At 41.7% G+C, this 12584-nt stretch carries 11 protein-coding genes and 4 tRNA genes; all 15 read left to right on the plus strand.

The window, feature by feature from the left end:
• The first annotated feature begins 14 nt into the window (after nt 1-14).
• The 15 genes from ychF to yycF all read left to right on the plus strand — a co-directional run bounded on the left by ychF (nt 15) and on the right by yycF (nt 12579).
• Nucleotides 15-1115: a redox-regulated ATPase YchF gene (gene ychF / locus ACFX4I_RS05525; protein WP_034316156.1), complete on the plus strand. Its 1101-nt coding sequence runs from the start codon at nt 15-17 to the stop codon at nt 1113-1115.
• A gap of 195 nt (nt 1116-1310) precedes the next feature.
• A complete protein-coding gene (gene rpsF, locus ACFX4I_RS05530; protein WP_034316153.1) occupies nt 1311-1595 on the plus strand; it encodes a 30S ribosomal protein S6 in 285 nt (94 codons plus the stop codon).
• Between the two features lie 68 nt (nt 1596-1663).
• On the plus strand, nt 1664-2191 hold the full coding sequence (gene ssb / locus ACFX4I_RS05535) for a single-stranded DNA-binding protein (protein ID WP_377419566.1): 528 nt from the start codon (nt 1664-1666) through the stop codon (nt 2189-2191).
• A gap of 47 nt (nt 2192-2238) precedes the next feature.
• On the plus strand, nt 2239-2478 hold the full coding sequence (gene rpsR, locus ACFX4I_RS05540; protein WP_034316147.1) for a 30S ribosomal protein S18: 240 nt from the start codon (nt 2239-2241) through the stop codon (nt 2476-2478).
• 233 nt (nt 2479-2711) lie between these two features.
• Nucleotides 2712-3659, plus strand: a complete 948-nt coding sequence (locus ACFX4I_RS05545) for a YybS family protein (RefSeq protein ID WP_377419568.1) — start codon at nt 2712-2714, stop codon at nt 3657-3659.
• A gap of 40 nt (nt 3660-3699) precedes the next feature.
• Nucleotides 3700-5670: a DHH family phosphoesterase gene (locus tag ACFX4I_RS05550; RefSeq protein WP_230300210.1), complete on the plus strand. Its 1971-nt coding sequence runs from the start codon at nt 3700-3702 to the stop codon at nt 5668-5670.
• Complete coding sequence (gene rplI, locus ACFX4I_RS05555; RefSeq protein ID WP_230300211.1) at nt 5667-6116, plus strand: 50S ribosomal protein L9; 450 nt, start codon at nt 5667-5669, stop codon at nt 6114-6116. Before ACFX4I_RS05550 ends, rplI begins: the two co-directional genes overlap by 4 nt.
• A 140-nt stretch (nt 6117-6256) precedes the next feature.
• Nucleotides 6257-7621, plus strand: coding sequence for a replicative DNA helicase (dnaB, locus tag ACFX4I_RS05560; protein WP_063234298.1), 1365 nt, complete (start codon nt 6257-6259; stop codon nt 7619-7621).
• 279 nt (nt 7622-7900) lie between these two features.
• A complete protein-coding gene (locus tag ACFX4I_RS05565; protein WP_076368493.1) occupies nt 7901-9193 on the plus strand; it encodes an adenylosuccinate synthase in 1293 nt (430 codons plus the stop codon).
• Nucleotides 9194-9405: 212 nt separating this feature from the next.
• Nucleotides 9406-9481: transfer RNA gene (locus ACFX4I_RS05570), tRNA-Lys, on the plus strand.
• Nucleotides 9482-9489: 8 nt separating this feature from the next.
• Nucleotides 9490-9561 (plus strand) — tRNA-Glu (locus ACFX4I_RS05575).
• Nucleotides 9562-9584: 23 nt separating this feature from the next.
• Nucleotides 9585-9660, plus strand: a tRNA-Asp gene (locus tag ACFX4I_RS05580).
• A gap of 28 nt (nt 9661-9688) precedes the next feature.
• Nucleotides 9689-9761 (plus strand) — tRNA-Phe (locus ACFX4I_RS05585).
• A gap of 411 nt (nt 9762-10172) precedes the next feature.
• Nucleotides 10173-11591 carry a peptidoglycan DD-metalloendopeptidase family protein gene (locus ACFX4I_RS05590; protein ID WP_377419570.1) on the plus strand — a complete coding sequence of 473 codons (1419 nt, stop codon included), beginning with the start codon at nt 10173-10175 and terminating at the stop codon, nt 11589-11591.
• A gap of 280 nt (nt 11592-11871) precedes the next feature.
• Entirely contained in the window at nt 11872-12579 is a 708-nt protein-coding gene (gene yycF, locus ACFX4I_RS05595; RefSeq protein WP_230300213.1) for a response regulator YycF, read from the plus strand.
• Nucleotides 12580-12584 lie beyond the last annotated feature (5 nt).

The raw sequence follows: 12584 nt of genomic DNA on the forward strand, positions 1-12584 counted from the left end.
GGAGTGAAATATAAATGGCTTTAACAGCTGGTATAGTCGGTTTGCCTAACGTAGGTAAATCCACTTTATTTAATGCAATTACTCAGGCAGGTGCGGAATCTGCCAACTATCCTTTCTGCACGATCGATCCAAATGTCGGGATCGTGGAAGTGCCAGATCACCGTCTGCAAAAATTGACTGAATTGGTAAAACCGAAAAAGACGGTTCCGACAGCATTTGAATTCACGGATATCGCCGGGATTGTAAAAGGAGCAAGTAAAGGAGAAGGATTGGGTAATAAATTCCTTTCCCATATCCGTCAAGTGGATGCAATTTGTCAAGTCGTCCGTTGTTTTGCAGACGATAACATCACGCATGTTTCCGGAAAAGTGAATCCAATCGATGATATCGAAGTCATCAACCTTGAATTGATCCTTGCCGATTTGGAATCTGTTGTCAAACGCATCGACCGTGTCGGAAAAATGGCCAAGCAAAAGGATAAAGCCGCTGTGGCAGAACATGAAATCCTTGTAGCTTTAAAAGAAGCATTGGAAGATGAAAAGCCTGCACGTTCCGTCGAGTTTACCGAAGAGCAGCAAAAAATCGTGAAGGGCATGCATTTACTTACAGCGAAGCCGACGCTTTACGTGGCGAACGTGAGCGAAGATGAAGTGGCGAATGCTGATGATAATGAATATGTACAGCAAGTTCGTGAATATGCTGCTAAGGAAAATGCCGAAGTAATCGTGATTTGTGCCAAAATCGAAGAAGAAATTGCAGAGCTTGAAGGTGAAGAAAAGGAAATGTTCCTATCTGAACTTGGAATCGAGGAGTCAGGTCTTGATCAGTTGATCCGTGCTTCTTATAATCTGCTTGGATTGGCAACATACTTTACAGCTGGTGTACAGGAAGTGCGTGCTTGGACATTCCGTAAAGGAATGAAAGCCCCTCAATGTGCCGGCGTCATTCACACGGATTTCGAACGTGGTTTCATCCGTGCCGAAACGGTTTCTTATACCGATTTACTTGAAGCGGGCAGCCATGGTGCTGCAAAAGAAGCGGGTAAAGTCCGTTTGGAAGGAAAAGAATACATCGTTAACGATGGCGATGTTATCCATTTCCGTTTTAACGTTTAAGATTCAAAGACCCTACCATTCTCCATGTAGGGTCTTTTTTTTGAGACTTAAATCATTAGATTACAATTAATTGTAATAAGTCGATCAGTCCGTTGCAAAGCCTCTTTAACTATGCTATAATTTTATCTTGTGAGTAATTATAAATAATTGCTCCTTGCCCAATTGGGCCGCTTAGACCAAAAGGAGGTGACAGTGATGAGAAAATACGAAATTATGTATATCATCCGTCCAAACATTGAGGAAGAAGCTAAAAAAGCTTTAGTTGAACGTTTCAACACAATCCTTTCTGATAATGGTGCGGAAGTAGAAGCAAAAGAATGGGGTAAACGCCGTCTTGCATACGAAATCAATGATTTCCGTGATGGTTACTACATGCTTCTTAAAGTTAACGCTGAAAGTGCTGCGATTCAAGAATTCGATCGTCTTGCTAAAATCAGTGAAGACATTATTCGCCACATGGCTACTAGAGAAGAAGTTTAATTCGATATTTAATATAAATTCTAATCTTGTTTCATAGAAACAAGCTTGAAACCTAGGGGTTGATTCTGATGATGAATCGCGTAGTTTTGGTAGGACGCTTAACTAAAGATCCTGAATTACGATATACACCTAATGGAGTTCCCGTAGCTACCTTTACTTTAGCTGTGAACCGTAGTTTTACGAATCAGCAGGGTGAACGTGAAGCGGATTTCATTAACTGTGTAGTTTGGCGTAAACCGGCAGAAAATGTAGCTAACTTCTTGAAAAAGGGCAGTTTAGCTGGCGTGGATGGACGTGTCCAAACACGTAATTATGAAGGACAAGACGGCAAACGCGTATATGTGACGGAGATTCTGGCTGAGAGCGTTCAATTCCTTGAACCACGAAGCAGTTCAGCGGGTGAAAGAAATGAAGGCGGTTCTTACGGTGGGGGTCAAAAAAGTTATGGCAATAATAACGGAAATGACAACAGTTCGTATGGACAAAATCCTAATCAGAATCAACGGAGCAATAACAACTACACTCGTGTAGATGATGATCCATTTGCAAATGACGGTAAAACAATCGACATTTCAGATGACGATCTTCCATTTTAAACAGCCGTTTAAAATGAAAATTTAAAATGCAGGGAGGGAAATTTATCATGGCAATGGGTGGACGTAAAGGACGCGGTAAGCGTAAAAAGGTTTGTTATTTCACATCTAACGGAATCACTAAAATTGATTACAAAGATGTAGATCTTCTTAAAAAATTCGTCTCAGAACGCGGTAAAATTTTACCACGTCGTGTAACTGGCACAAGCGCTAAATATCAACGTAAATTAACGATTGCTATTAAACGCTCACGTACTATGGCATTACTACCATATGTATCTGGTGAATAATAAATTGGCACATTGAGGAGTTATCCTTAATGTGCCTTTTTTATAAGTTGTCACATATGCCTAAAAACCGCGAATTGCGGTTTTTTTATTTCAAAAGGAAGTTATCCGGACGTTTTCCTTAGAAAAAATAATCATATCCTAAAAAAGAATGTGATGTTTGAAATATCCTGGCCGTAACGGATACAATATAAAGATGGAGAAAAGACATCAATAATAACAGGGGGTGAAAAAGGATGAATAGCGGGAGACGAATTGCCGAGGGAGGAGCCCTACTGGCACTATATTGCATTTTATTGTTCATCACCATCCAAGTCCCACTATTGGGCATTTTCACTACTTTCTTTTTACCCATTCCATTCATACTGGTCACAATCAAACAAAAGTTATCGTGGAGCCTTGGTTACTTATTTGTAGCTTCATTATTGTCGATCCTCATCGGGACGATATTGTCTGTTCCGCTGACTTTGCTCATGGGGGCAACGGGAATTGCGATCGGCTATTTTTTGAAAAAGGACAAACCGATGGCACCTATGTTCATTAGCGCAGTCCTTGTCTTCCTGGGAGGCATTTTATTAATATATGCAGCTTCAGTATTGATAACGGATGTTAATTACATAGAAGAATCGATGAACATGGCTGAGGGTTCCCTCGAAAATACAATCGGCATCATGGATTCGTTTGGACAGGCACCGACGGAACAAGTCAAAAAGCGGATGTATGAATCAATCGATATGCTGAACACGCTGATACCAAGTTTATTTGTCTTGATGTCCGTCATCATGGTTTTATTGATTTTCTTTGCTGCGCATCCCATTGTGAAGAGATTCAGTGATAAGGCGTTAAAATGGCCTCATTTTCGAGATCTGCGACTCCCGAAAAGCCTTTTATGGTATTATTTAATTACGATGCTTCTTGCTCTTTTTGTGAATACGGACAAGAACAGTTTTGTATATATGGCCATAACGAACCTATTTTTCATCCTGCAGTTCTTCATTTTATTACAAGGATATTCCCTGATATTCTACATCGCTCATGTTAAGTCATGGGCTAAGGCCATACCCGTTTTAATCGTGGTTTTTTCTTTGCTGCTGCCGATTCCGATTATTACGACGGCCGTTCGATTTTTAGGTATAATAGATTTAGGCTTTCCTTTTAGGGAGACAATCAAGAAAAAGGAATAGAAGACTTTTTGTAAAACAGATGCTTTTAGGAGCTGAAACTATGCCATCTTATTTGAAAGAATACTCGATTAAGTCCCCATTGTATGGGGTGCTGGCCGCAGTCGTTTTACTTTTGGGCGTACTGGCTTATTATAATTGGGTTATTGCACTTGTTGGACTATTGATTCTTGCTGGTTTATTTTATTTAACATTAAGAATGGTAGAAAAAAAGCAACGAAAGACAGAAGAGTATATAACGACTTTATCCTATCGTTTAAAGAAGGTGGGCGAGGAAGCGTTATTGGAAATGCCGATTGGGATCATGCTCTTTAATGAGGATTATTACATTGAATGGACCAATCCATTCCTGGCTTCTTGTTTTAGTGAAGACTCCTTGGCAGGAAGATCGCTATACGATGTTGCGGACTCGATAGTACCGTTAATCAAGCAAGAGATCGAGACTGAGACGCTTACGCTCCATGATCGGAAATTCAAGGTGGTCCATAAGCGTGAAGAAAGGCTTCTTTACTTTTTTGATGTGACGGAGCAAGTGGAAATTGAGAAATTATATGAAGATGAGCGGACGGCAATTGCGATCATTCTTCTTGATAATTATGATGATTTGACACAGGGGATGGATGATCAGCGTAAAAGCAGCATTAATAGCTTGGTTACCTCACTTCTTGATAAATGGGCAAGGGATAATGGTGTTTTCTTTAAACGGGTTTCCTCGGAACGATTTATCGCTGTCTTCAATGAGCATATCCTTCATCAGCTTGAGAAGGGCAAATTCTCGATTTTGGATGAAATCAGGGAAACGACGGCCAAGCAAAATGTACCATTGACCCTGAGCATCGGGGTCGGCACGGCCGTGTCATCCTTGCCGGAACTAGGTACGCTTGCACAGTCCAGCTTGGATCTCGCTTTAGGACGTGGCGGTGACCAGGTAGCGATAAAGCAAGCGAATGGAAAAGTGAAATTCTATGGCGGCAAAACGAATCCGATGGAAAAACGCACGAGGGTCCGTGCCCGTGTGATTTCCCATGCATTGAAGGATATAGTCCTTGATAGCGATAAAGTCATTGTCATGGGCCATAAAAACCCGGATATGGACGCAATTGGTTCAGCGATCGGCATCTTGAAAGTTGCCCAAATGAATGAACGTGAAGGCTATATTGTCATTAACACCCAGCAGCTCGATAGCAGTGTCCTTCGTTTAATGGAAGAGATCAAAAATAAAGAAGAGCTGTATTCCCGGTTCATAACACCTGATGATGCATTTGAAATGATTACGGATGAGACCTTGCTGGTTGTGGTCGATACACATAAACCTTCCATGGTGATTGAAGAGCGGTTATTGAATAGGATCGATAAGGTTGTAGTCATCGACCATCATCGCCGGGGTGAGGAGTTCATCAAGAACTCATTGCTCGTCTATATGGAGCCATATGCATCTTCAACAGCAGAGCTTGTAACCGAACTGCTTGAATATCAGCCGAAACGCTCAAAGATTGATATGTTGGAGTCAACGGCGCTTCTTGCGGGTATCATCGTCGATACGAAAAGCTTCACCTTAAGAACGGGTTCACGCACTTTCGATGCAGCCTCTTATCTAAGGGCGCATGGAGCTGACACGGTACTTGTCCAGAAATTCTTAAAAGAAGATGTGGACACCTATATCAAACGTTCGAAGCTCATTGAGGAAGTCATCTTTTATAAAAAGGGAATTGCCATTGCCTCTGCAAAAACCGATCAAGTTCATAATCAGGTGCTCATCGCTCAAGCTGCGGACACCCTATTGACCATGGATGGCGTTGCGGCTTCTTTCGTAATGGCTAAGCGATCTGATGATACAGTTGGCATAAGCGCGCGTTCTCTTGGTGATATCAATGTACAGGTGATCATGGAAATGTTGAATGGAGGCGGACATTTAACAAATGCAGCCACTCAACAGGTATGCTCCATTGATGAAGCCGAAAGTCGATTAAAGGTAGCTATTGATGAATATTTAGAAGGGGGACAAAAAGAATGAAAGTAATATTTCTTAAAGACGTTAAAGGTAAAGGGAAAAAAGGGGAAGTTAAAAACGTTGCAGATGGTTATGCACATAATTTCCTGCTAAAACAAGGATTGGCCGTTGAAGCAAATAATACAAATGTAAAAACATTGGAAGCCCAGAAAAATAAAGAAGAATCACTTGCAGCAGAAGAGCTGCAGCATGCTGAAGAATTGAAAGTGCAGCTGGAGAAATTAACGGTTGAACTATCTGCCAAAGCCGGTGAGGGCGGGCGTTTATTCGGTTCCATCACGACTAAACAAATTGCATCAGAGCTTCAGAAAAAACACGGTATCAAGGTTGATAAACGTAAAATGGAGCTTGCTGACGGCATCCGCACTTTAGGGCATACAAAGCTTCCAGTCAAGCTTCATCCTGAAGTCACTGCGACACTGACTGTGCATGTGAAAGAAATTAACTAATTTTAGCTGTTTCATATCTGTGAAAAATTGATAAAATAGAGATAGACGAAAATTGTGATTGGGCAAGTTGTCCTTTCACTTTTTTCTTTTTTACTAGAAACATATAAAAGGTATCCTCTTAGAATGGGAGGTTTTAAGATATGATAGAACAATTTCAGGATAGGATTCCCCCTCAAAATATAGAAGCCGAACAGGCTGTACTGGGAGCCATTTTTCTAGAGCCCTCTTCATTGACCGTTACATCGGAAGTTTTGATTCCGGAGGATTTTTACAGAAGCTCTCATCAAAAGATTTTTAATGTGATGCTTAAATTGAATGACGAAGGAAAAGCTGTCGATTTGATTACGGTGACAGAGGAACTGGCTGCGACAAAAAACCTTGAAGAAGTTGGCGGTGTTTCTTATTTAAGTGAATTGGCCGGATCGGTGCCTACCGCGGCCAATATTGAATATTATGCCCGCATCGTCGAGGAGAAGTCATTGCTGCGTCGTTTGATCAGGACAGCTACCAACATCGCTCAGGAAGGCTACAGTCGCGAGGACGAGGTCGAGGAGCTGCTCGGGGAAGCAGAAAAAACGATCATGGAAGTGGCCCAGCGTAAAAATTCCGGGTCTTTTCAAAATATTAAAGATGTATTGGTTGCGACGTACGATAACATAGAAGTTTTGACTACCCGTAAAGGGGATGTCACGGGAATACCGACAGGGTTTGCTGAACTGGATCGAATGACAGCAGGGTTCCAACGTAATGACCTCATCATAGTGGGTGCCCGTCCTTCGGTTGGTAAAACCGCTTTTGCATTGAATATCGCTCAAAACGTTGCGACCAAAACGGAGGAGAATGTAGCGATTTTCAGTCTTGAAATGGGTGCAGAGCAGCTCGTTATGCGTATGCTCTGTGCTGAGGGAAATATCAACGCTCAGAATTTACGGACAGGTTCCTTAACTGATGAGGATTGGCGTAAACTGACGATGGCGATGGGAAGCTTGTCGAATGCCGGCATTTATATCGATGATACGCCAGGTGTGAGGATTGGTGAAATCCGTTCAAAATGCCGTCGTTTGAAGCAGGAACATGGCCTTGGCATGATATTAATCGATTACCTGCAGTTAATTCAAGGCGATGGTCGTTCAGGCGACAACCGTCAGCAAGAGGTATCCGAGATTTCACGTTCACTTAAAGCGCTCGCTCGTGAACTTAAAGTGCCCGTCATCGCCCTTTCCCAGCTATCGCGGGGAGTGGAGCAGCGTCAGGATAAGCGTCCGATGATGTCTGATATCAGGGAATCCGGGAGTATCGAGCAAGATGCCGATATCGTCGCATTCTTATACCGTGATGATTATTATGATAAAGAATCCGAGAATAAAAATATCATCGAAATCATTATAGCGAAACAGCGTAATGGTCCTGTAGGCACGGTTTCGCTTGCATTCGTGAAAGAATATAATAAATTCGTTAACCTTGAACGCCGCTTCGATGATGATTCGATGTCTCCCGGCGCATAGAAAACTGCCTGCCATTCTTGCAATGGCGGGCTTTCTCTGTTTCGGGAAAAAGAAAGGCCCATATGATAATAGAAAAAGAAATCAGAGGGTACAATAATGTTTGACAATCCAAAAAAAACGGAAAGAAATTCTCATATTTACGAACAAAGAATTTTTTAAAAAGTGTATTGTTCGGATTTTGTATTGACTTCCAGTTTGGATTATTGATAAAATAGGTTTGTTTGATAAGAACCGGTTAATGATCGGTATTACGTGAACCTTTGGAGGTGCTTTATTCAGATGTCATCAGTTGTAGTAGTCGGTACACAATGGGGAGACGAAGGTAAAGGTAAAATAACAGATTTTCTATCCCAGAATGCGGAAGCCATCGCTCGTTATCAAGGTGGGAATAATGCAGGGCATACAATAAAATTTAACGGCGTTACCTATAAACTGCATTTAATTCCGTCAGGGATTTTTTATAGTGATAAGATTTGTGTCATTGGAAATGGTATGGTGGTTGATCCAAAAGCTCTTGTAGAGGAGCTTGCTTATTTACATAGCCATGGGGTGAGTACGGATAATCTTCGTATCTCAAACCGTGCACATGTCATTCTTCCTTACCATATCAAATTGGATGAAGTTGAAGAAGACCGTAAAGGCGCCAACAAAATTGGAACGACTAAAAAGGGAATCGGCCCTGCATATATGGACAAAGCTGCTCGTAACGGAATCCGCATGGCAGACCTTTTGGACCGTGAAATTTTCGAGGAAAAATTGTCTCAAAATCTTGTCGAAAAAAACCGTATGTTTGAACGTTTCTATGAAACGGAAGGTTTCAAAATCGAAGATATCCTGGAAGAATACTATGAGTACGGACAACAAGTGCAGAAATATGTTTGTGATACATCCGTTGTATTGAATGACGCACTTGATGAAGGAAAACGGGTATTATTCGAAGGGGCACAAGGTGTTATGCTTGATATCGATCAAGGAACATACCCATTTGTCACTTCATCTAACCCAGTTGCAGGTGGAGTTACAATCGGTTCTGGTGTAGGTCCTACGAAAATCAACCATGTGGTTGGAGTATGTAAAGCATATACAAGCCGTGTGGGCGATGGTCCATTCCCAACAGAATTACATGATGAAGTCGGCAACCAAATCCGGGAAATTGGCCGTGAATATGGTACAACTACAGGCAGACCGCGCCGTGTAGGCTGGTTTGACGCCGTTGTCGTTCGCCATGCTCGCCGTGTCAGCGGGATTACCGATTTATCATTGAACTCAATTGACGTATTATCAGGTCTTGATACAGTCAAAATTTGTGTGGCTTATGATTACAAAGGCGAGATCATTCATGAGGTTCCAGCGACTTTGAAAGCGATCGGCGAATGTAAACCAGTCTATGAAGAGCTTCCAGGCTGGTCAGAAGACATCACAGGCTGCAAATCATTGGATGAGCTTCCAGAGAACGCTCGCCACTATGTAGAGCGCGTATCTCAATTGGTAGGCATTCCTTTGACCACTTTCTCTGTCGGTCCTGACCGTAACCAAACTAATGTCGTGAGAAGCCCTTGGCGTCTAGCGTAATTCATGAAAAAGGAGCTGGCTTTTTTGCCGGCTCTTCTTTCGTTATTAAGATCCAAACTGTTGGAAAATGAAAAAATAATTTTATTTCAAAAAAACTATTGCCTAAACTATATTATCCATGATATTATAAAAAGCGTCGTCACAATAGAACAAGCCGTTAACAAGATACGGATGTTAAGTTAACATCCTGAAAACGAACATTTCATTAGAACGAGCCATTAGCTCAGTTGGTAGAGCATCTGACTTTTAATCAGAGGGTCGAAGGTTCGAATCCTTCATGGCTCACCATTTTTTCCGGCCCATTGGTCAAGCGGTTAAGACACCGCCCTTTCACGGCGGTAACACGGGTTCGAATCCCGTATGGGTCACTTCTTTATATAAATGCTTTACTGGTCCCGTGGTGTAGCGGTTAACATGCCTGCCTGTCACGCAGGAGATCGCGGGTTCGATTCCCGTCGGGACCGCCATTTTATTTTTTTCTAAAATAGAATATTTGGCTCAGTAGCTCAGTCGGTAGAGCAAAGGACTGAAAATCCTTGTGTCGGCGGTTCGATTCCGTCCTGAGCCATCCTTTTATAAACGCCTTTCCTTTAGGGCGTTTTTTTGTTTTGCGTCCAAATGTATTTTGAATGAAATCTTGTTAATAGATTGTTAACGATTTGTAACATACCAATTTAGACCAATTTGGCTAATTACTCGCTTTTAACCTTACTGGGCCTAGGCCCACTCCTTTTTCTGCAGTTTATTGAACTTTCCCCATTACTATATTTATTGGTACATGTTGTCACGATTTATACAGTTCCATTACATTATGAAGTCTGTTTCTTGTTTTTTTTCTCAATATGGTAGAGTTATGAGTGATAAAAATCATTATAGAAATCAGTCATAAGCATGTGGATATTTAAATTGGACTAATAAATCTCAAAATAAAATTGATTAGTTTCTTAATTGGTGACTGAGCCGTTAAGGAGGACAATATATGTTTAGCTCAAAAGGCAAGGGGATCATCCTGTTGATGGTTTCCGTCATTTTAATGCTTGCAGGAAATCGGGTAACTGCTGCTGGGATATCGGAAACTACAACTATTCAGCATGTTTATTTTAACGATGAGTTCGTCGGAAGTGTGACGGATGAAACGGAAATCGAAAAGATCGTAGCCGATAAGGTAGAAGAAGCACAGGAAGATTATCCAGACTTTACATTCGATAAGGAGACACAGCTGACGTTTGTACCTGAGAAGGTATTCGATGAAGAGGTAAAAGAGGATCAGGCTGTTAAGGGAATTCAAGATCAGTTGAATGTGAAGGCAGAGGCTTATGAAATCGACATAGATAATCAGGCGGTCGCTTATGTTGCGTCAAAGGAAGATGCCGAGGACGTTTTGGAGAAAATCACTTTATTATATGTGAATGATAAGGAATACGCTGAATATGAATCAGGTAAAAAGGAAAGTGAAAAAGATGCGGATCCGTTAAAAGAGCCAGGAAGTAGAATTCTGGACATCGAATTTTCACTTCCCGTTACGTTTAAAGAGACAATGGTATATCCAGACGAAATCAAGAGCGTCGATAAAACCCTTTCCATGATAGAAAAAGGAAAGGAAGAAACGACGATCTATGAAGCTAAGGAAGATGATGATCTTGAAGCCATTGCCACTAGCCATGATATGGACCTGGATCAACTGCTGGAGCTAAATCCGGGACAGGATGAGAACAAAGGTGTTAAAGAGGGCGAGCGTCTCTATGTGACCCAGCGTACCCCCTATGTGAACGTAATGGTAGAAAGAGAAGTATTTAAGGAAGAGAGGATTCCTTTTGAAAAGAAAGTGAAGGAGGATGACGAACTTCCTAAGGGCGAGCTAATTACTGAACAAATAGGGAATGAGGGGATTCTTGCGTCCACCTATAATGTATCCGAAACAAACGGAAAGAAAATCAGTGAAAAGATCGCAAAAAAAGAAGTCACGGAAAAAGCCAAAACAGAAATCACCAGAAAAGGCACCAAGGTCATTCCTTCACAGGGCAGCGGTACATATTCCTGGCCTGCAGATGGGGGCTATATTTCCAGTAAGCAGGGTCAGCGCTGGGGGAAACTGCATAAAGGTATAGATATTGCCCGGCCAGCCACCAGGACGATAACGGCAGCAGATCATGGGATAATCGAAACTGCCGGAAACTCCGGAGGATATGGAAATAAGATAACGATCAATCATAATAACGGGTATAAGACAGTATATGCCCATTTGGATTCAATAGATGTACAAGCAGGACAAAAGATTGAAAAAGGCATGAAAATTGGCATGATGGGTTCAACAGGTAACTCGACGGGTGTCCACCTCCACTTTGAAATATATAAAAACGGGTCTCTCGTTAATCCGCTAAACTATATAAGCCAGTAATCGATGGAAGTCTTCGAAAATTATTCGAAGACTTCTTTGCTTCATACATAGATGAGAATAATAGGAAAAAGGTGATTTAATGCCTATAAAATGATAAAGTAGAATAGAGACAATTTGCTTTCATTCCGGTGTTCAGCCCCTTTTAATGGGTATATATATGTAACTTTGCTAAAACTCGGTTGCCGGCGTTGTGCAAGCAGAAGGAAAAGTGAATAAGGTCCCGGATAAGGACACGTTTTTTAATAGATTCAGTTCAGTTATTAAAAAAGGAGATAAGTACATGGATAAAAAGATTCTGGTAGTGGATGACGAAAAGCCAATTGCTGATATATTACAATTCAATCTGAAAAAAGAAGGATATGAAGTTTTTTGTGCTTACGATGGCAATGAAGCCCTCAAAATGGTAGAAGAACGGCAACCCGATTTGATTTTACTTGATATCATGCTACCGCAGCGTGATGGCATGGAAGTTTGCAGGGAAGTAAGGAAGAAGTATGAAACGCCGATCATCATGTTAACGGCAAAAGATTCAGAGATTGATAAGGTCTTAGGGTTGGAGCTTGGTGCAGACGACTATGTGACAAAGCCATTTAGTACCCGGGAAATAATTGCCCGCGTTAAGGCGAACCTAAGACGTCAGCAAGCTGTTCCGGTTCCCGATCAAGAAAATGAACCGAAGGAAATTACGATAGGAACGCTCACTATCCATCCGGATGCCTATGTGGTATCCAAGCGGGGCGAAACGATTGAATTAACGCATCGAGAATTTGAGTTGCTTCATTACTTGGCGAAGCACATCGGTCAGGTCATGACAAGGGAGCACTTATTACAAACCGTGTGGGGCTATGATTATTTTGGTGATGTACGGACGGTCGATGTAACGGTCAGACGTCTTCGTGAGAAGATTGAAGACAATCCAAGTCATCCTGGCTGGATTGTAACTAGAAGAGGGGTCGGTTATTACCTGCGTAACCCTGAACAGGAGTAGTTTCT

Origin of the sequence: Peribacillus sp. YIM B13472, assembly GCF_042788005.1 — a bacterium.
Classification (GTDB): Bacteria; Bacillota; Bacilli; order Bacillales; family DSM-1321; genus Peribacillus; species Peribacillus simplex_E.